Origin of the sequence: Cognatundibacterium luofuense (genome assembly GCF_018139685.1) — a bacterium.
GTDB classification, from domain to species: domain Bacteria; phylum Pseudomonadota; class Gammaproteobacteria; order Burkholderiales; family Burkholderiaceae_D; genus Undibacterium; species Undibacterium luofuense.
The window spans coordinates 12,195-33,105 of sequence record NZ_JAGSPN010000014.1; the positions used below are offsets into that span (position 1 = coordinate 12,195).

Here is a 20,911-nt window from a genome sequence, read left to right on the forward strand (position 1 = left end):
CCCTCCGTTTTATTTGGCGTACTTCTTACGCCATAACTCCATACTGTTGCTCATGAACTTATCCATGACACGAATTTTTTCCAGCTTATAAACAGCCTTCGCAATCTTACCGCGCATTTCAGGCGTATTGCATGGGGATTTATGCGGAATCGTAATATACAGATTTTCGTTGGTAATGGCCGGATACAAAGGCTGCAACTCACTGATATTCTGTTTCGCAGCAGTTGCCATACCGGGATCTTCTTCGTAAATCAGGTAATCAGCACGCCCCAGACTCACCATGGTCAGAGCCTGCTCCAGAGCCGGCACCGAACCGATCTTCAAAGCTTCTTTCGCATAACGGTCAAAGTCCTCGCCAAAACTGTTATTAATGACGGTGACACCGCTTTTACCGACCAGATCGCTCCACTTGTGATAGCGGAATTTAGAATTTTTACGCACCCAGATAACCGTACGGGTTTCGCGGAATGCCGGATAAAAATAATCCATGTATTCCATACGTGGTATGGTCAGAAATGCGCCCGCCAGCATATCAACCCGTCCAAGTCGCGCTTCTTCCTGCACACGCCCCCAAGGGCCCATATAACGCACTTCCACCGGAATACCAATCTCTTTGCCGATGGCTTGTGCGAATTCTGCATTTGCACCGACCAGACGGTTCTCATCTGCCGGATCACGCCACAGATATGGCGGATATTCCGGATTCCCCGTGACGGTCAGCTTTTTGCAAGACTCGTCAGCATATGTCGCAGGCATGGTCCCTAAGCCGGTCAATAACAGTAATCCCGCAATCAGGCGACCCCACTGGTATTGATGGCGCATGCGACTCGTTTTCATCAGCACACCTCTTGTATTGAATGACTTTACTTCTGTTCGACAGGCAGTCTAAACGGGGTTCCGGTACAGACGCAAGAATCGCGTCAAAATCTGCCGGATGTGTTGCGCTTACTCAGCAAAAACAAAAAAGCGACATCCGCATATGGCCCGATGTCGCCAGCCCGCCACGTACCGGCGGGCAGTTTGCCGTCACTGATATCAGCGACGAACGATGGAATTACCCTGATTGACGACCTGATCTCCGTTCTGGAAACCAGGATCGTGATCAAACACAAACGTACGACGGTTACCGTTGTCGTACTGCACTACGACATTCCAGACTTTACTGCTTTTCACTTTTTGTTCGATTTTGTGTCCAGCCATTGCACCACCGGCAGCGCCGGCGATGGTTGCCAGATCACGGCCTGTACCGCCCCCCACCTGATTACCGAGCAAAGCACCTGCGACACCACCGGCAATCACACCAATGGCACTGCCTTCGCCTTCGCGTTCGCTGACCGTTACCTGTGCCACGCGGCCACAATCAGCGCAGATTGGCTGTTTGCCGTTTTGCTGCACCGGAGGGCGGTTTGCCGATGCCTGTTTTGCAGTAGCAAGCGCATTGTTATAAACCGTCTTTGCATCACGCAGACATTGCATACGGGCGCTGGCATTCGGTTCTTCGCCGCACAGTTTTTTATCTTCTGAATACCGTGCCGCCGCTTCACGGCTGGCATTGGCATATGCCGGGTCCTGATTTGCCGCCTGCGACGAGATTGCGGTCAGCGCAGAAACCAGTCCCAGCGCGGTCAAGAATTGCTTTTTCATGTTGTACCTTTCACGATTGACGCATGAACCCGCAGAAAATCACGTCGCCGTTTTTGCCGGATTAGCAAGTGCGCGTACGTCTGAGGGTCAGAATCTTAACGCTTTCTCATCAAACCGGATGACAGATCTGACAATTCCTAACATTTCCACAGGACAAGCTTAAAAAATAAAAACCCGCGAACATGCGCGGGTTTTCCGTCTTGTCAGATCAGGATAGTCGCTGGATAGCGATCAGGCAACTTCCACAATCATTTCGATTTCAACACAGGCGCCCAGCGGAATCTGTGCAACACCGAATGCGGAGCGGGCATGTTTGCCAGCGTCACCGAATACTTCCACCATCAGTTCGGATGCGCCATTGGTCACCAGATGCTGCTCAGTGTAATCCGGTGTGGAGTTCACCAGACTCATCAGTTTCACAATGCGTTTAACACGGGTCAGGTCGCCGCCACAGGCTGCCTGCAGGGTTGCGATCAGATCCACGGCCACCAAACGGGCGGCTTCTTTACCTTCGGCTGTCGTCACATTTTTACCGAGCTGGCCTTCCCAGACCTTGCCGTCTTTTTTGGCGATGTGGCCGGACAGGAAAATAGTGTTACCTGTCTGCGCAAACATCACATAGGCTGCAGCAGGTGTTGCCACGACTGGCAGTTCAATATTCAGGGCTTTCAGTTTTTCGTAGACGGACATAATCATTCCTGTAGAAGAAAGTTGAGACAGAGGTGTGTATGCATTCAGTCAGCATGCGCTGTGCAATAACACGTCAAAGACCGGCCAGTATTGTATGACGCAGTCAGCCGCATTCCTACCCCGCATTTTTCAGTGCGCGGCAGAGAAAATTCGGCAAATACAGAGAATTCTTTGATGAAGCGTTGTGACGCTTTGTCAGGCGGTTGCGGTGGTGATGTCAGGGCGTCTCCTCCCTTACCGCATCAGATTCAGATGCAGATGCGCAGTGAACTCACTGCAATCTCATCAATTTTTCAGGCAGCCGCTTTCAGAAAACCGGCGACTGGTGATGGCAATGCTTGTGCAAAATGGCTGTTCAGTGGTGTCAGCACCAGACGGGCAGCTCCTTTTGCTGCTTCGATCACGACTTTACGTCCGCGTGGCAATTGCATTTGTTCACCGGCACCAATCCAGTAATCCTGCGCGTCACCTTCCACAGTCAGCCAGATGCGGCCGGACTGCACTTGCAATAAATTACTGTAAGGCATTTGAAAACTGCTTAACTCCTGATTTGCCAGTCGAATCTGGCGCGTTTGGCTCATATCTTTCATCTTTCACTCCATTCTGTGCGAGCTGGCCAGCAGGTTTTGTCGTATTTTGGGTAAGTACGCCGCCTTCTGCGACCGGGTTGCCTGCTTTTTCAGCAGGGACTGTGCTATCCTACCTGCAAAAACCTGTACAGTACCAGTACACAAAAAACGATAATTTACACACTGTACTGCACATATAACCATGACAGTTGCAGGAGACAAGTTTTGAAATCCCCCGCGTTTTACATTTCACGCGAGTCGGGAGGCTCGCTCGTGGAGCAAATCGTGCAGGCAGTTGCCAGTCGTATTGACGACAAACTGCTGCGCACCGGTGCCCGCATGCCTTCGATTCGCCAGTTCGCCGATGAACAAGGCGTATCCCGTTTTACCGTGGTGGAAGCCTATGACCGGCTGGTCGCCAAGGGTTATCTGGAATCGCGGCGCGGTGCCGGTTTTTTTGTGCGCGAACGCGCCTCCATGCTGAGCCAGCCTGCCCCTGTGAAACCACAAACTGCAGATACTCAGCAAATGGATGTGGTCTGGCTGGTCAGAAATATGCTGCGCCAGATGCCACCGCACAAAATGCCGGGCTCCGGTGTGCTGCCGCACGACTGGCTGGATGGTGATCTGGTTGCCAATGGCTTGCGTGCGATCAGCCGTCTGAATCAGAACCTGCTGCTGCATTACGGAACCCAGCAAGGCTTTTTGCCATTGCGCCAGCAATTACAACTTAAGCTGGCAGAGCTGGAAATCGCGGCCGCACCGGAACAAATTCTGACCACCAGCGGCGTTACGCAGGCACTGGATCTGGTAGCGCGTGAGTTCACGCATCCGGGCGATACGATTTTTGTCGATGATCCGGCCTGGTTTCTGATGTTCGGTTCGTTTGCGATTTTCGGTACCAAAGTCATTGGCATTCCGCGTCTGCACGATGGCCCGGACGTTAATAAACTGGCAGAACTGGCGGCGATTCATAAACCTAAGCTTTACATTACCAATTCGGTATTACACAACCCGACTTCCACTTCCCTGTCGGCAGCAAAAGCCTTTCAGATTCTGAAAACTGCGGAGCAATTCAACTTTCTGGTGGTGGAAGACGATGTGTACTGCGACCTGCATCCGGGTTCAGCAGTACAGTCAGCAACCCGGATTGCGACGCTGGATCAGTTGAACCGGGTAATTTATCTGGGCGGTTTTTCCAAAACGCTGGCAGCGAATCTGCGCGTCGGCTTTATCGCAACCTCACCGGAACTGGCGATCCGCCTTGCGGACCGCAAAATGCTGTCCACGCTGACCACCACCGAAATCAGTGAACGGGTTGTGTATAAAATTTTATCGGAAGGCCATTACCGCAAACACGTAGATCGTATCCGGGTAAGGCTGGACAGTGTGCGTGACGGCATTTGCAAGCGCATAGAATCGCTGGGCATGAAAGTCGACTACCGCACACCGGCCGGTATGTTTTTATGGACAGAAACCGGCACCGATACCAATAAGCTGACCGAACAGGCGCTGGAACAAGGCTATCTGCTGTCACCGGGCAGCCTGTTTTCGCCGAATCAGCTGCCATCCACCCGTATGCGCATCAATATCGCATCGATGTCTGACCCCGGCGTCTGGGACTTTCTGGAACGGGCAATGCGCTGAAGCCTGGCATTCGTATCAGGGGCGGCATTGTTACAGTGCAAGCCGCCCTTGCCTGCATATCCTTATGCTTTTTAGGAAAATCAGACGTTCTGTGCTACATTTCTGCCTGACCTTTACGGTATTCAAGCATCCTTTCTGATTTCAGCCCGCTATGCACCACATGACATTCAAGCCAACTACACACAGCCGCCACGCGGCCGGTAGTCTGCTGTCTGTGCGTTGCTGTTGTTGCTGCTGATCTCTGTCCGCTGTCTCTGGCAGCCCCGCGCCCTTTTTCCGGTTTAACTCTTTACATCTGATTATGGAATTACAGCTCTACGATAACTGGGAACGCAGCCTGCGTCCGTTCAGCCCGCTTAACAAAGACTGGGTTGGCCTGTACTGCTGCGGTCCTACCGTGTATGACTATGCGCACATCGGCAATCTGCGTACCTATCTGTTTGAAGATTTGCTGCGCCGTGCGCTGGAATGGAATGGCTACAACGTGCGTCACGTGATTAACATCACCGACGTCGGCCATCTGGTGTCTGACGGCGATGACGGCGAAGACAAAATGGAAAAAGGCAGCCGTAAAGCCGGTGAATCTGCATGGCAGATCGCAGACCGCTTCACCACCGCCTTCAAAAACGATTTCCGCGCCCTGAATATTCTGGAACCGGCGATCTGGTGTAAAGCAACCGACCATATCGCAGAACAAATCGATTTCATCAGTTGCATCGAGAAAAACGGTTACACCTACCGCACCAGCGACGGCATTTACTTTGATACCAGCAAACAGGATGACTACGGTTATCTGGCACGTATCAAGCGCGATGCGATCAAGGCCGGCAGCCGCGTGGAACTGGGTGAAAAACGCAATGCCACCGATTTTGCGCTGTGGAAATTCAGCCCTGAAGACGAACAGCGTCAGATGGAATGGGATAGCCCGTGGGGTCGTGGTTTCCCGGGCTGGCATATTGAATGCTCGGCGATGTCGGCAAAATACCTGACACCGTGGTTTGACATTCACTGCGGCGGCGAAGACCATATTTCGATTCACCACAGCAATGAAATCGCGCAAAACATGGCGTGCCACGGCACCCGTCTGGCGAATTTCTGGATGCATGGTTATTTCCTGCAAATCGATTCCGGCAAAATGTCGAAATCGACCGGTGATTTCCTGCGTCTGCAAACCCTGGTGGATCAGCATATCGATCCGCTGGCTTACCGCTACCTGTGCCTGACCGCGCATTACCGCAGCCAGATGCAATTCAGCTTTGAAGCGCTGCAATCCGCACAAACCGCCCTGCAGCGTTTGCGTGATGTGTATTTCAGCTGGCCTGCCGGTGGCAGCGTCAGTGACGAATGGAAAAACCGCTTCAGTGCCTTCATCAACGATGATCTGAATGCACCGCGCGCGCTGGCACTGAGCTGGGAAATGCTGAAATCGGATCTCAGCGATGCAGATAAGAAAGCCACACTGACCGCTTTCGATCAGATCTTTGGTCTGGGTCTGGCACAGTGGGAGCCGAAAGCGCTGGAAATTCCGGCAGAGATTCAGCAACTGGCAGACCAGCGTCAGGCCGCACGTGCTGCCAAAGACTGGGCAGAAGCCGACCGTCTGCGCGCTGCACTGCAGGAACAGGGCTGGGTAGTGGAAGATAAAGCAGGCAGCATCAATATCCGCCGTATCTGATCCGGTCTGAACCGATCAGATTCTGCTTTTCAGCTTCAGGAACAACGCCGCTGTGCAGACAGCGGCGTTTTTTATTGTCTGTCGTTCATGGTTTCAAACAGACACTCTTGAAAAGCGTTTCGCTGTCCCCATCTCCTGCCCACAAAACTTCTTCTACATATCGTTTTCATTCGAGGGAAAAGCATGTCAGAAAAACAAACAATGGGCTTTCAGGCCGAAGTCAAACAATTGCTGCAACTGATGATTCACTCCTTGTATTCCAACAAGGAAATCTTTTTGCGCGAACTGATTTCGAACGCCTCCGATGCATCCGACAAACTGCGTTTTGAAGCAATCAACCATCCGGAACTGTACGAAAACGACAGCGAACTGCAGATTACCGTCGATTTCGACAAAGCCGCACGTACCATCACCATCAGCGATAACGGTATCGGTATGAGCAAAGAGGAAGCGATTTCGCATCTGGGTACGATTGCAAAATCCGGCACTAAAGAATTCTTCGACAAACTGTCCGGAGACCAGCAAAAAGATGCTGCGCTGATTGGTCAGTTCGGTGTGGGTTTCTACTCCGGCTTTATCGTTGCTGACCGCATTACCGTGGAATCCCGCCGTGCGGGTGTCAGCGCTGCCGAAGGCGTGCGCTGGGAATCCGAAGGCACTGGTGACTTCAGCGTGGAAACCATCGCCAAAGCCAGCCGCGGCACCAGCATCACCCTGCATCTGCGCGAAGGTGAAGATGATTTCCTGTCCGCATGGAAACTGAAATCCACCATCCGTACTTACTCTGATCACATTGCATTGCCGATCAAAATGCATAAAGAAGAGTGGGATGAAGAGAAAAAAGAACTGGTGCGCAAAGAGGAACTGGAAACCATCAACCAGGCCAGCGCACTGTGGGCACGCAGCAAATCTGACGTGACCAAAGAGCAGTACGAAGAATTCTACAAACACGTTTCTCACGATTACAACGCACCGCTGACTTACACCCACAACCGTGTGGAAGGCCGCAGCGAATACACCCAGCTGCTGTACATTCCGGCAGCTGCACCGTTTGATCTGTGGGACCGCAACAAACGCGGCGGTATCAAGCTGTACGTCAAACGCGTATTCATCATGGATGACGCTGAACAACTGATGCCGGTTTATCTGCGCTTCGTGAAAGGCGTGATTGATTCTGCGGATCTGCCGCTGAATGTTTCGCGTGAAATTCTGCAGGAAAGCCGCGATATCAAAGCAATCCGCGAAGGTTCGACCAAACGTGTTCTGTCTATGCTGGAAGAACTGGCGAATGCAGAGGGTGATGACGCTGCAGAGAAACACGAAAAATATGCGACGTTCTGGAAAGAATTCGGTCAGGTGCTGAAAGAAGGTATCGGCGAAGATCAGGCCAACAAAGACCGTATCGCCAAACTGCTGCGCTTTGCATCCACCCACAATGACAGTGATGCACAAAACGTGTCGCTGGCGGACTACCTCGGCCGCATGAAAGAAGGTCAGGACAAGATTTACTATGTCACCGCTGAAAGCTATGACACAGCGAAAAACAGTCCGCATCTGGAAATCTTCCGCAAAAAAGGCGTGGAAGTCTTGCTGCTGACTGACCGCGTTGATGAATGGATGCTGTCTTTCCTGTCAGATTTTGAAGGCAAAGAACTGACTTCCGTGGCGAAAGGTGGTCTGGATCTCGGTCAGCTGGAAGATGAAGCTGAAAAGAAACAGCACGAAGAAACCGAAACCGAGTTCAAAGATCTGGTCGAAAAAATGAAAACCACGCTGGCCGACAAAGCCAAAGAAGTGCGCGTGACTTTCCGTCTGACTGATTCTCCGGCCTGCCTGGTAGCGGATGAGCATGATATGTCCGGCAATCTGGCGCGTATGCTGAAAGCGGCTGGTCAGGCTGCACCGGCATCCAAACCGATTCTGGAAATCAACCCGCATCACCCGCTGGTGCAGCGTCTGAAATACGAAGAAGCGCGTTTCGGTGACTGGTCACATATTCTGTTTGATCAGGCACTGCTGGCAGAAGGCGGTCATCTGGAAGACCCGAGCAGTTTCGTGCGTCGTCTGAATGAAATGCTGCTCAGCAAATAATGTGCTGACGCATCTGCGCTGCTGTCAGCGCAGTGCACAACAAAAGCCAAAAGCCGGTTCTGTGAACCGGCTTTTTTGTTTCCGCTTCATACTGACTCTGCCCCGGACATCGCACAGCCTGCGGGCGTACTTCAAACCCTGTGCATTGTGCAGAACTGCGCATTTGTGATTTACGGAGGCCCGGACTTTCTGCCGACGACCGCCGGATCGCTGTGCTGAACTCCGCATTTGAGGCAAAAACAGGCTTTTCCGCCTTGTTTTTGCTGCTCCCCCAGAAAAGCTGACACCGCCGTTTACCACCGCGCCGGAAACACGCTCTGTCAAAAAACATTTCTGTGACGGTTGCATGCACTGCACCGCGCGGTAGCGCTGTGCAGTACACAACGCACAGAGTCGCTTTTTAATTCAAACAAACGTTTGATTTATCTGTTAATATCCGCGCCAACATGTAAGGATCAGCCAGCCGCCAGTCCGCGATCGCAACGATACGCAGGGAATATTCAACGGAGATTCAGGTTTGCTGGCTGGTATCCATCAACGAACGCGCCGGAACCGGCGTTTGCAACAGGTAATCCTATGAATGATCCCCAACTCCACCGCGCAGACGGTGTGCAGGCACGTCAGCGATTACTGGAAACCGCGTTACGGATGTTTGCGGAAAAAGGTTACGCCAAAACTTCCGTGCGCGAACTGGCCAAAGCCGCGCAAGTGAATGTATCAGCGGTCAGCTATTACTTCGGTGATAAAGCAGCGCTGTACCGTGCGGTATTTAATGATCCGCAATTCAATCCGACGATTGATCCGGCGTATCTGCAGCAAGAAGATTTACCACTGGAACAAGGCATAAAAGCGCTGATTTTCACGCTGGCAGGTTCACTGCGCGATGGTGAAAAAGCCCGCGATGCGATGACGCTGCACTGCCGTGAAATGCTGGAGCCGACGGGCTTGTGGAATGAAGAAATCGAAACGTCGATTAAGCCGGCGCATCTGGCTTTCGCCGCTTTTTTGTGCCGTCATCTGGGTTTAAAAAAACCGGATGATGATATCCACAGGCTGACATTTGCCATCGTCGGCTTACCGGTTTCGCTGATGATCAGTTCCGATCTGGTGCAGGTGATTCGCCCGCAACTGTTTAAAAGCGATGCGGCGATTGATCTGTTTATGCAGCGCATGGTGGGCTATGCTGTGGCGATGGTGGAAGCGGAACGGCAGCGGCGCGCTGGCTGATAAAAAATTCTGTTGATCTGATGAGGTGAACGTTGATGAAAAAATGGATACCGGGCATTTCACTCAGTGCCTGTACCCTGTTATCAGGCTGCCTGATGACACCCGTACCGAAAGCACCTGTGATTGCATCTGATACCGCATGGCAAACCGCCGTGCCGGAACAAGCTGCGGCCGCAGATATCACTGACTGGTGGAAAGCGCAGCAGGATCCCTTGCTGATGCAATTGCTGGATGCAGGTCTTGCCGTCAGCCCTGATCTGGCAACAGCAAGAACCCGGCAGGAAAGCGCGCAATCCACCTGGGTAGCCGCCGGTGCGTTGTTTTTACCGACGGTGGATGCTGCACTCAGCGCCAGCCGCGGACGTACGCAGGCAGGCACGCCGGTTGCGCAGGTGCGTCAGGCCAGTTTGCAAACCAGCTGGGAATTAGATTTCTTCGGCGCAAATCAGGCTGCACGCCGTTATGCCGGTAGCCAGAAAACCAGTGCCGCCGCCGCGATGCGTGCCACGGTGCTGAGTGTCAGCGCGGATATTGCACAGCGTTATTACGAAGCGCGCTACTGCACAGAAGCCTCCCGCTTACTCAGCGAAGAAGCCACTTCGTGGCAGCGTAGTCAGGGTATCGTCGCTTCCATGCTGAAAGCCGGTGCGGCCTCTTCAGTCACGGCCGCCGGTATGCAAGCCAGCGCAGCCGATGGTCAGCGCCGCGCAAATCAGCAAGCTGCGGCGTGTGCCCTGCAGGAACAGGCGCTGTCTGCCCTGACCGGTATGCCGGTTGCCAGTCTGCATACGCAATTGCAGCAAGCGGGTACGCTGTCCGATTTGCGTGCATTCAGCGTGCAGGAATTACCTGCCAACGTGCTGGCGCGCCGTCCGGATGTGGTGATTGCTGAACAGGATTTCAGCGGCAGCATTGCTCAGGCAGATGCCGCCCGCGCCCAGCGCTTGCCGCGCATCAGTCTGAGCGGCAATATTGGCCGCCAGCAAATTCTGACCGGCAATGATCAGCTCAGTGGTTCGGTGTTTTCCATCGGGCCTGTGCAGATCAGCGTACCTGTATTTAACGGCGGTCAGCGCGATGCGCAGGTCAAAGCGGCAGATGCCCGTCTTGATGAAGCACGTATCGCTTACGCGGCACGTATCCGTCAGGCGCTGGCGGAAGTCAATCAGGCACTGATACAACTGAACAGCAGCCTCGATACGCTGCAGCAAATCCGCTTTAACCAGCAAGCCGCCAGTCTGAGCCTGCAAACCACCACTGCCCGTCTGCAACAAGGCATGGCAAGTCAGCTGGAAATGGAAGAAGCCCGGCGGCAACACGCGAACAGCCAGCTGGAACAACTGCAGGCCAGACTGGAACGTAACCGCGCCTGGCTGGGACTGTACCGCGCTGTCGGCGGCGGCATCAGCGATACCGGCGCGACCGGACCACACAGCACCTCACCGCAATCCTGAGACGAGTTGATTATGCACACTACCCCATCTAAGTATTCCGTATTCAGCCTGCCAGCGGCACTGGCGGTGCTGCTGATCTGCGCAACGCCGGCCACCGTCGCGGCGGATGCATCTGCCAGCGCCAGCGCAAAAGCGGCGGCCCGCCCTGTCCTGACGGTCACAACCGCCAAACCGCAGCAACAAAATGCCGCACTCAAAATTGCCGCTAACGGCAATGTACAGGCATGGCAGGAAGCCGTGATCGGTGCTGAAGCAAATGGCTTGCGCGTGGCTGAGATTCTGGTGAATGTCGGCGATCAGGTCAAAAAAGGCCAGTTGCTGGCCACGCTCAGTGCCGCCATGATTCAGGCTGAACTGGCGCAGGCACAGGCGGCTCAGGCAGAAGCACAGGCAGCATGGCAGGATGCGCATGCAAATGCCGACCGCGCCCGCGCACTCAGCAATTCCGGCGCCTACAGTCAGCAGCAAACCGAGCAATTCCTGACGCAGGAATCCGCTGCCAAAGCACGCTTACAGGCGGCAACTGCCGCTGTGCAGTTACAGCAAACCCGTCTGAACCAGACCCGCATCGTTGCGCCGGATAACGGTGTGATCAGCGCACGCATGAGCAGTGTCGGTGCCGTCGTCGGTGCAGGCAGCGATTTATTTAAACTGGTACGTCAGGGACGGCTGGAATGGCGTGCCGAGCTGACGGGGCAGGAACTGACTCGGGTGCAAGCCGGTATGGAAGTGCAGATTACCGCGCCGTCCGGTGAACTGGTGAAAGCGAAAGTCCGCAGCGTGGCACCGACGGTTGATCTGCAAACCCGTAACGGTCTGGCTTATGTGGATATTCCGGCCGGCAGCGCCGGTGGTCTGAAAGCCGGTATGTTTGCCCGTGGTGAACTGATACTGGGACAAAGCAATGCACTCAGCGTGCCGCAACTGGCCGTGGTGCTGCGCGATGGTTACAGCTATGTATTCCGCCTGAATGCCGATCAGCGCGTGACGCTGATCAAAGTACAGACCGGACGCCGCTTTAAAACTGCGGCCGGTGAACAGGTGGAAATCCTCAGCGGTCTGGCTGCAGATGCGACTGTCGTCACACAGGGTGCGGGTTTTCTGAACGACGGTGATCTGGTCAGAGTGGCGGCAACACCTGCGCCTGCTGCACCGGCCACTGCTCCGGCAGCCCGCTGAAACAGGAGAGTCATGTGAATTTTTCCGCGCTCTCTATACGTAATCCGATTCCTGCGATTATGTTGTTCACGCTGCTGACGCTGGCTGGTCTGCTGGCGTTTAAAGGCAATATCGTGCAGGACTTTCCGGATATTGAATTACCGATCGTCACCATTTCAGCCTCCTTACCCGGCGCTGCACCGGCGCAGCTGGAAACCGAAGTGTCGCGCAAAATTGAGGATGCTGCGGCTACGCTGCAGGGCGTTAAAAACATTTACAGCACAGTGCTGGACGGTGTTTCCACAACCACGATTGAGTTCGTACTGGAAAAACCGATTTCTGATGCCGTGAATGAAGCCAGAGATGCAGTCAGCGCCATCCGTGCTGATCTGCCGTCTGAAATGCGTGATCCGGTGATCAGCAAAAATCCGACTGCCGGTCGTCCGGTACTGATCTACAGCGTCAGCGCCGCAGCACCGGCAAAACAAGGAGCGCAACTGCATCAGATGGATGCGGCGGAACTCAGCTGGTTCGTGGATAACACCGTGGCGCGTCGCTTGCGCAGCATTACCGGCGTGGGTGCAGTCAAACGCAGCGGCGGAGTGTATCGCGAAATCAACGTTGAATTAATGCCGGAAGCGATGGCGGCACTGAATGTCAGCGCCGCCGATGTGTCGCGCCGTCTGAAAACCATACAGCTGGATGCACCCGGCGGACGTGGTGACATCAGTGGTGCCGAGCAGGCAGTGCGTACACTGGGCAGTCTGAAAACTGCGGAAGAAATCGCTGCACTGGATATTTCTTTGCCCGATGGCCGTCAGGTGCGGATGGCACAGATTGCACGCGTCAGCGACAGCATTGCCGAACCGCGCTCTTTAGCGACGCTGGATGGCAAACCGGGGGTTGGCTTTGAAATTCTGCGCAGTAAAGGGGCCAGCGAAGTGGATGTGGCCAATGCTGCCCGTAAGCTGATTGCTGAATTACAGCAAGCCTATCCGAATGTACAGTTTGAAACAGCAGTCAACAATGCAGATCCGGTACAGGAAAACTTTGAAGGCTCGATGGATCTGTTGTACGAAGGCGCTTTACTGGCTGTGCTGGTGGTCTGGTGGTTCCTGCGCGACTGGCGGGCGACGCTGGTATCGGCAGCGGCGCTGCCACTGTCGGTAATTCCTACCTTTCTGGGGCTGAAATACTTCGGATACACCCTGAACACAGTTTCACTGTTATCGCTGGCACTGGTGGTCGGGGTGCTGGTGGATGATGCGATTGTGGAAATCGAAAATATCGAGCGCCATCTGCACATGGGCAAGACACCGTTTCAGGCGGCGATGGAAGCGGCAGATGAAATCGGGATGGCGGTGATTGCCACGACCTTTGCACTGGTTGCGGTATTTTTGCCGACCGCCTTTATGGGCGGTATTCCTGGGCTGTTTTTCAAACAGTTCGGCTGGACAGCGGTGATTGCGATTCTTGCCTCGCTGGTGGTGGCACGTTTGCTGACTCCGATGATGGCGGCATACATACTGAAACCGAAACACGGCGACGCCAAACATCCTGATGGTGAAGATGGTGCGCCGGATGGTGCTGTGATGCGCGCTTATATGCGTGCTATGCAATGGTGTCTGCGCCATCGTCTGTACACCATACTGGCCGCGCTGGCGTTCTTTATCGGCTCGATCAGTCTGGTCGGCTTGCTGCCTACCGGCTTTGTGCCACCGGCAGACCGTGCGCAGACGCAGGTGACGATTGAGTTGCCGCCAGGCAGTACACTGGCGCAAACTGCCGCCATTACGGAACAGGTGCGCAGCGCAGTGATGGCGGAGAAAGAAGTCCGCAGCGTCTATGCGTCAGTCGGTGGCGGTTCCAGTGGCGATGCGTTTGCGCCGGGCGCTGCTGCAGAAGCACGTCGCGCGGTCATGACCATCACTACCTCGCACCATAGTCAGCGCAAGACCGGCATTGCCGCGATTGATCAGTCGATACGCGACAAAATCAGCGCGATTCCCGGTGCCCGCTTTACGGTCGGCCCGCCGGATACCGGTGTCAAAATGCAGCTGGTATTGCAGAGTGAAGATCCGGTCGCGTTATCTGTCGCCGCAAAACAGCTGGAACGCGAACTGCGTACCCTGAAAGGTATCGGCAATGTCAGTTCCAATGCCAATCTGGTGCGTCCGGAAATTATTATCCAGCCGGACGCTGCCAGAGCAGCTGACCTCGGCGTCACTGCCAGCGCTATTGCTGACACGGTGCGGATCGCCACGGCCGGTGATTACGATATGTCCTTATCCAAGCTGAATCTGGCGCAGCGTCAGGTACCGATCCGCGTGAAGCTGCCGGACAGTGTGCGTGCCGATCTGGCGCAGATTGAACGCTTACAGGTGCCGGGCAAAAACGGCAATGTGATGCTGGCTCAGGTTGCCACTGTCAGCATGGATTCCGGTCCGGCCGAAATTAACCGTTTAAACCGCATGCGCAATGTCATTCTGGACGTGGAACTGGCAAGCCGTCAGCTCGGCGAAGTGAATGAAGAAGCCCGTGCGCTGCCAGCTTTGCAGAATCTGCCGGCCGGTGTGCGCATGGTGGAGCTGGGCGACGCACAGGAAATGCAGGCGCTGTTTGCCAGCTTCGGTATTGCGATGCTGATCGGTGTGCTGTGTATTTACGGCGTGCTGGTGCTGCTGTTTAAGGACTTCCTGCAACCGGTCACGATTCTGGCGGCGCTGCCACTCAGTATCGGTGGTGCGTTTGTTGCACTGCTGGTGACCCGGAATGCCTTGTCGATGCCGTCGATGATTGGTCTGATCATGCTGATGGGGATTGTGACCAAGAACTCTATCCTGCTGGTGGATTACGCGATTCTGGCACGTGAGCGCGGTATCGCCCGCTTTGAAGCGCTGGTTGATGCCTGCCATAAACGTAGTCGTCCGATTGTGATGACCACGATTGCGATGGGCGCCGGCATGATGCCGCTGGCACTGGGCATGGGCGCAGATCCGAGCTTCCGTGCGCCGATGGCGATTGCGGTGATCGGCGGTCTGATTACGTCTACGCTGCTCAGCCTGCTGGTCGTGCCTGCCGTGTTCACGTACATCGACGATCTGCAAAAAGGTCTGGCGCACCTGTTCGGCAAGCGCCGCAGCGAAAGCTGATCTTCTGTCCGCTACAGCCACAGTCCGCCCGTTTCTGACGGGACGGACTGTGCAGTTCTCCGCATTTCCCCGTTTTACCCCCTGCCCGCTCAGCCAGCAAATTCGCGGACGACACTCAAAAATGGCCTTTTTTCTGTGCTGAACTCCGCATTTCAGGCAAAAACCGGCTTTTTCAGGCTTCACACCACACCTGCCCCGCTGTCCTGCCCGACGCTTATCGTCAGTACATTGGATAAACACGGGTCTTGTACTAAGCTGAATCTGATATTTGCGGGAATTTTTTCATCATGCAGCCGGGTGCAATGTTTACACCAGTTACCAATACGGGACGTTACCAGTCTGACAGCATTGCTGCCGGAACCGGCAGAGTCACGTCCGGCTCCGGCAGCAGCCGTGCAAGCGGCGCAGAACCAGCCAGCACCGGTACGCAGTCCGTTCAGTCAGGCGACGCCGGCAACAGCAGCAACGGATCAGCCTCGGTACAACTGAGCCCGGAAGCACTGGCACTGGTCAGGCAACTGCAAACCACCGACACCCATGTACGTGCACACGAAATGGCGCATCTGGTTGCCGCCAGCGGCTTAGCTACCGGCGGCCCGAGCTTTCAGTATCAGCGCGGACCGGACGGGCAGAATTATGCGGTTGGCGGTGAAGTCGGGATTGATACATCTGCCGGACGCACGCCGCAGGAAACACTGCGCCGCGCTGACGTGATCGCCGCAGCAGCACTGGCACCGTCAGATCCTTCCGGTCAGGATTATGCCGTCGCCGCAAAGGCACGACAGATGGCAGTGGAAGCGCAGGTCGCTATCCAGCAGGAGCAGGCACAGAAACTCAGTGATGCCGCCAAAGCCTATAAGGATGACAAGCAAACAGCGGATGCATCAGGCAACTCCGGTGATCAGAACAACAGCGATACTACGCGGATTGACACCTATGCCTGATAATAAAACAGCCAGTCCGCAGACTGGCTGTAATCGCTTTCTGAGCCTGCGCGCCGCAGAGCGTGGGTTCAGGAAGGCAGCTTAGGAAAAGCGCCGCTGCGTTGCTTGTTGCGGAACCAGTCATCCAACATTTTCTCTTCATAAAACAGGCTGGTATTGCCGGTCGGGATATGGGAAGCCATGAGGAAATTCATATCCTTAATTTCTTCTTTCGTCGCTTCCGATAAGACTTTGCCAGACGCATCTTTGAGCACATAGTTAATCGTCATACGCGGCCAGTAAATGTCTTTGACGATACGGACGTCGTTATTACCATGCATCATCGGCCGCACATCACCGGCCAGATCCAGATCCAGCACCGTGATCTCCAGCTTCACGCCATCCGGCAGCTTCTTGCCATAACCCTCAAAAACTTTGCCCAGTTCTTTGCAAACACGGTCGCGAAATCCTTCGCGGCTCTCATTGGTCGGGCGGATATCAGTGTAATCATCCGGTTTTTCCCAGCGCACGCTGACATCGCCAGCCCATGCCAGACTGGAAGCCATCATTGCCCCCAGCAACAGCCATTTCCGTTTATCCATTTGATTCTCCTTTCCAAAGACAACAGGCCACCGCCGCAGCGGTAGCCGTTCAGATCACGGTGAACTGGTTCAGTGAGTAACGCGTGTCGTACGACCATTCGACAACAACCGCACACGCTCACCCGGACGGAACATTTCATCCGCTTCCTGCACAATCGCTTTCATGTCGCCATTGTCCAGACGTACTGTGATTTCCAGACCTTTCGTCTGGTTCATATTACCTTCGATTTTCTGACCAACCAGACCACCGGCAATCGCACCAACGATACCGGCAGCCACCGCACCATTACCACCGCCGATGTTCGAACCGGCAGCAATACCGCCCAGCGCTGCACCAGCCGCCGTGCCTACGCCGCTGCGACCTTTTTCAATCGTCACTTCACGCACGGATTCCACCACACCCATACGCACACTTTGCTCATTCATGGTCTGTCCGGCACGGTACACACTGCCGGAATTCGACTGCGTTGCACAAGCGCTCAGCGCCGCGATGCTCATAACAATAATCGTTGCACGTTTCCACATGATGTTTTCCCTCCACGGATAATGAGATTCAGACAGCACATCATCAGGTACACTGCAAAGCGACGGCGACCCATTCGCCGGTGGATGTGCTATATGACTGTAACGCTGATTCTGACCCCGGGTTGACCTGCCGGTTCATGCTATCTGCATAAGGCGCATCTCACAGGACGCACAGGTCAGGCTGCCGGAACCGTCGCCATCCGCATCGCCACAAACATGCAGGACAGACAATACCACCATACACCATGAATGCCATTTCTTCTGCACCGTTTTCGCAAGGTTTTCCTCCGGTCATCAACCAGCATACACACACCCTGATACTCGGCAGTTTTCCCGGTATCGCTTCATTAGAAGCGCAGCAATATTACGCCTTTCCGGCAAATCAGTTCTGGCGCTTATTATCTGCCGTTCTGAACAGCGATCTTGTCAGCCTGCCGTATCCGGAACGCTTGCAGCGATTGCTGTCTGCAGGCATTGGCCTGTGGGATATTTATCGTCAGTGCGAACGTGAAGGCAGTCTGGACAGTGCTATACGCAAACCGGAATGCAATGATTTTGTCAGTCTGCGTCAGCAATTTCCGCAACTGCAGCGTGTCGCTTTCAACGGTAAAGTGGCAGCACGTCTGCAAAAGCAATTCTGTGACTGGGGTTTGATGACACTGACGCTGCCATCCTCCTCACCCGCACATGCGAGCTGGTCTTTCGCGCAAAAACTGGAAGTCTGGCAGCAGTTATGTGATGCGCCGGCGGCACCCTGAACGCTGCGCAACTCCGGCCTGCACCGGTACAATGCACTATCCGGTTTTACAACATCCGGACGGATGCCGTATCCTTACAATGAATGCGACAGCCTTGAATACCAGTCATACCAGCCCGGGCTTGCCTGCACCCCCGATAACCCCGAATTCCGGCAGCCAGTGATGGCTGCCACCCAGTTATGCTGATCAAACGAAAATCTATCGAAGCTGAATCCAACCTGCGCGGCGGCCCGAAAGCCGCTGCCACCCGCCCTGCGCGCCGCAAGCCGCGTTTTGCACCGATTACCCTGTCCGAATCGGATGGCATCCGCTATCTGCATTTCGGCACCGAATGGGTACAGGGTGCGATGCGGGTCAGAAAACCAGACTGGCTGGAACTGGAATATTCACAGCAAATGATGGCCTGGATGCTGTTTCAGGAAGCACCGGCGCGCATCGCTCAGCTCGGTCTGGGCAGCGCAGCGATCACCAAATTCTGTTACCGCCAGTTTCCCGAAGCATCGGTGCAGGCGGTGGAACTGAATCCGGAAGTCATTAATGTCGCACGTGCCATGTTCAAACTGCCGCAGGATGATGAACGGCTGGAAGTCCTGGAAATGGATGCGATGGATTTTGTTTCTGACCGTAAAAATCATAAGAAACTGGATATCCTGCAGGTAGACTTATACGATGCCACCGCTCGCGGACCGGTACTGGACAGCCCGGAGTTTTATAAAGCCTGTGCAGACTGCCTGAAATTACGCGGCATCATGACAGTTAACTTGTTCGGTGGTGGCCACCGCAGTTTCCTGATTAACCGCGTGGCGCTGGACGCCGCCTTTGAGCAAGTCATTTACCTGCCTGAAATTCATGATGGCAATGTGATTGCCATCGCTTTCAAAAAAGCCCCGCGCCTGAACTGGAAAACACTGCATGAACGGGCAGCGGCGATTCGCGCTGCCACCAAATTACCGGCCGACAGCTGGGTCAGCGCCCTGCAGGAAGCCATTTCAGAGGAAGAATCCAACACACCATGAGTGCACAAACAGCGGAACGCAGCCTCGGCCTGCAACAGATATTTTCCTGGCTGGTCTCAGACGGCATTCTGAGTAAAGAAGAAGCCCGACAGAAATATCAGGAAGCACAGGGAATACTGAGAAGCGCCGTCGCGATGCATCCGCTGACTGCTGCCGCCCAGTGCAAGCTGGTGTCCGGTAAACCGCCGTATGCTTTGCTGACGCTGGACTGGCTGACGGAATGGGCTGCGCGCCATGTACTACTGCCGTTTTACCGTATCGATCCGCTGAAAATTGATTTCACTTCGGTTGCCGACATCATGTCCTCAAGTTACGCAACCCGCTTCAATATTCTGCCGGTAGAACTGCATGGCGACACGGTCGTTGTAGCAACCACCGATCCGTTCAATACCGAATGGCAGAGTGAAATCGCACGCATCAGCCGTAAACAGGTAAGGCTGGTATTTGCCAATCCGCTGGAAATTGCGCAGTACATCACGCAGTTTTTCTCGCTGGCAAAATCGATCAAAAATGCGCGTAAAGCGAATACCCATGATCTGAACCTGCGTCAGAATCTGGAGCAACTGGTCGAACTCGGCAATCAGAAACAAGTCGATGCCAACGACCAGCACATCATCAATATCGTAGACTGGTTGTGGCAATTTGCATTTGAACAGCGCGCCTCAGATATCCATCTGGAACCCAAGCGCGATATGGCGGCAATCCGTTTCCGTATCGACGGTGTGCTGCATCAGGTGTATCAGGTTCCTGCGGTGGTGATGATCGCTATGATTGCGCGTATCAAACTGCTGGGACGTATCGACGTCATCGAAAAACGCCGTCCGCAGGATGGCCGCATCAAGACCCGTACCAATGATGGTCAGGAAGTAGAGTTACGTTTGTCCACACTGCCAACGGCGTTTGGCGAAAAAATGGTGATGCGTATTTTTGATCCGGAAGTGGTCGTCAAAACTCTGCCGGAGCTGGGCTTCCCGCCAGCCGATGCGCTGCGCTGGCAACAACTGACCAACAAGCCGCACGGCATTATTCTGGTCACCGGCCCGACTGGTTCCGGTAAAACCACTACGCTGTACACCACACTGAAGGCGCTGGCCACATCCGATGTCAATGTCTGTACAGTTGAAGATCCGATTGAAATGGTCGAAGCCAGTTTCAATCAGATGCAGGTACAGCATTCGATTGATCTGGATTTTTCCGATGGTATCCGTGCCCTGATGCGGCAAGATCCTGACATCATCATGGTTGGTGAGATCCGCGATCTGAAAACGGCGGAAATGGCGGTTCAGGCCGCACTGACCGGTCACCTTGTGTTATCCACTCTGCACACGAATGATGCGCCCTCTGCGATTATGCGTCTGCTGGATCTTGGTGTGCCGCACTACCTGCTGGATGCCACCATCATTGGCATCATGGCGCAGCGTCTGGTGCGTACCTTGTGTCCGCATTGCAAGAAACCGGATGGTGATATGCCGGATGTGATCTGGCAAAGTCTGACTGAACAATGGAATCTGCCCAAACCCGCACACATTTACCGTCCCGTCGGTTGTCCGGAGTGTCGTCAGACCGGTTACCTTGGACGTACCGGCCTCTATGAATTGTTGACAGTTACACCAGCCTTCAGCAAACTGATCCATGCAGAAACCGATTTACCGGCATTACGGCGTCAGAGTATCGCAGATGGTATGAAACCACTGCGCATCGCCGGCGCAGAGAAAATTTCAGAAGGTTTAACCACCGCGGAAGAAGTCCTGAAAGCGACGTCCGCACTGAACTGAAAAAC

At 54.4% G+C, this 20,911-nt stretch carries 17 protein-coding genes; 11 read left to right on the forward strand and 6 right to left on the reverse strand.

All coding sequences use genetic code 11. From position 1 onward, the window contains the following. Positions 1–9: 9 nt before the first annotated feature. From KDM89_RS16225 to KDM89_RS16240, 4 genes are all read right to left on the reverse strand, one after another. A complete protein-coding gene (locus KDM89_RS16225) occupies positions 10–837 on the reverse strand; it encodes a substrate-binding periplasmic protein (protein ID WP_212688972.1) in 828 nt (275 codons plus the stop codon). 198 nt (positions 838–1,035) lie between these two features. Continuing rightward, positions 1,036–1,644: an outer membrane lipoprotein gene (locus tag KDM89_RS16230; RefSeq protein WP_212688973.1), complete on the reverse strand. Its 609-nt coding sequence runs from the start codon at positions 1,642–1,644 to the stop codon at positions 1,036–1,038. A gap of 231 nt (positions 1,645–1,875) precedes the next feature. Then, on the reverse strand, positions 1,876–2,334 hold the full coding sequence (locus tag KDM89_RS16235) for a RidA family protein (protein ID WP_212688974.1): 459 nt from the start codon (positions 2,332–2,334) through the stop codon (positions 1,876–1,878). A 293-nt stretch (positions 2,335–2,627) separates the two neighbouring features. Next, the gene (locus tag KDM89_RS16240; protein WP_212688975.1) at positions 2,628–2,924 is read right to left on the reverse strand and encodes a DUF2917 domain-containing protein; all 297 of its coding nucleotides are present in this window, start codon (positions 2,922–2,924) and stop codon (positions 2,628–2,630) included. A 204-nt stretch (positions 2,925–3,128) separates the two neighbouring features. Between KDM89_RS16240 and KDM89_RS16245 the strand changes: the two genes are divergently transcribed. The 8 genes from KDM89_RS16245 (at position 3,129) to KDM89_RS16280 (ending at position 16,251) form a co-directional block, all read left to right on the forward strand. After that, positions 3,129–4,550 carry an aminotransferase-like domain-containing protein gene (locus tag KDM89_RS16245; protein WP_230427921.1) on the forward strand — a complete coding sequence of 474 codons (1,422 nt, stop codon included), beginning with the start codon at positions 3,129–3,131 and terminating at the stop codon, positions 4,548–4,550. 301 nt (positions 4,551–4,851) lie between these two features. Further along, a complete protein-coding gene (gene cysS / locus KDM89_RS16250; protein ID WP_212688976.1) occupies positions 4,852–6,225 on the forward strand; it encodes a cysteine--tRNA ligase in 1,374 nt (457 codons plus the stop codon). 183 nt (positions 6,226–6,408) lie between these two features. Continuing rightward, positions 6,409–8,316, forward strand: coding sequence for a molecular chaperone HtpG (gene htpG / locus KDM89_RS16255; RefSeq protein ID WP_212688977.1), 1,908 nt, complete (start codon positions 6,409–6,411; stop codon positions 8,314–8,316). 576 nt (positions 8,317–8,892) lie between these two features. After that, entirely contained in the window at positions 8,893–9,543 is a 651-nt protein-coding gene (locus KDM89_RS16260) for a TetR/AcrR family transcriptional regulator (RefSeq protein ID WP_212688978.1), read from the forward strand. Between the two features lie 35 nt (positions 9,544–9,578). After that, on the forward strand, positions 9,579–10,997 hold the full coding sequence (locus tag KDM89_RS16265; protein ID WP_212688979.1) for an efflux transporter outer membrane subunit: 1,419 nt from the start codon (positions 9,579–9,581) through the stop codon (positions 10,995–10,997). 12 nt (positions 10,998–11,009) lie between these two features. Further along, positions 11,010–12,176 carry an efflux RND transporter periplasmic adaptor subunit gene (locus KDM89_RS16270; RefSeq protein WP_212688980.1) on the forward strand — a complete coding sequence of 389 codons (1,167 nt, stop codon included), beginning with the start codon at positions 11,010–11,012 and terminating at the stop codon, positions 12,174–12,176. Positions 12,177–12,190: 14 nt separating this feature from the next. Continuing rightward, on the forward strand, positions 12,191–15,307 hold the full coding sequence (locus KDM89_RS16275) for an efflux RND transporter permease subunit (RefSeq protein ID WP_212688981.1): 3,117 nt from the start codon (positions 12,191–12,193) through the stop codon (positions 15,305–15,307). A gap of 302 nt (positions 15,308–15,609) precedes the next feature. Next, on the forward strand, positions 15,610–16,251 hold the full coding sequence (locus KDM89_RS16280; RefSeq protein ID WP_212688982.1) for a putative metalloprotease CJM1_0395 family protein: 642 nt from the start codon (positions 15,610–15,612) through the stop codon (positions 16,249–16,251). Positions 16,252–16,319: 68 nt separating this feature from the next. Here the strand turns inward: KDM89_RS16280 and KDM89_RS16285 are convergent, their stop codons facing one another. Both KDM89_RS16285 and KDM89_RS16290 read right to left on the reverse strand, forming a co-directional pair. Then, positions 16,320–16,832 (reverse strand): DUF3016 domain-containing protein, encoded by a 513-nt coding sequence (locus KDM89_RS16285; protein ID WP_212688983.1) that lies wholly within the window; start codon positions 16,830–16,832, stop codon positions 16,320–16,322. 69 nt (positions 16,833–16,901) lie between these two features. Beyond that, positions 16,902–17,357: an outer membrane lipoprotein gene (locus KDM89_RS16290; protein ID WP_212688984.1), complete on the reverse strand. Its 456-nt coding sequence runs from the start codon at positions 17,355–17,357 to the stop codon at positions 16,902–16,904. A 245-nt stretch (positions 17,358–17,602) separates the two neighbouring features. Here KDM89_RS16290 and KDM89_RS16295 point away from each other — a divergent pair, with 245 nt between their 5' ends. The 3 genes from KDM89_RS16295 (at position 17,603) to tfpB (ending at position 20,906) form a co-directional block, all read left to right on the forward strand. Next, positions 17,603–18,115 carry a DNA-deoxyinosine glycosylase gene (locus KDM89_RS16295; protein WP_212688985.1) on the forward strand — a complete coding sequence of 171 codons (513 nt, stop codon included), beginning with the start codon at positions 17,603–17,605 and terminating at the stop codon, positions 18,113–18,115. Between the two features lie 179 nt (positions 18,116–18,294). Beyond that, positions 18,295–19,131, forward strand: coding sequence for a spermine/spermidine synthase domain-containing protein (locus KDM89_RS16300; RefSeq protein ID WP_212688986.1), 837 nt, complete (start codon positions 18,295–18,297; stop codon positions 19,129–19,131). Continuing rightward, positions 19,128–20,906, forward strand: coding sequence for a type IV pilus assembly ATPase TfpB (gene tfpB, locus KDM89_RS16305; RefSeq protein WP_212688987.1), 1,779 nt, complete (start codon positions 19,128–19,130; stop codon positions 20,904–20,906). The genes KDM89_RS16300 and tfpB overlap by 4 nt, the downstream gene beginning before the upstream one ends. The last annotated feature ends 5 nt before the right edge of the window (positions 20,907–20,911 follow it).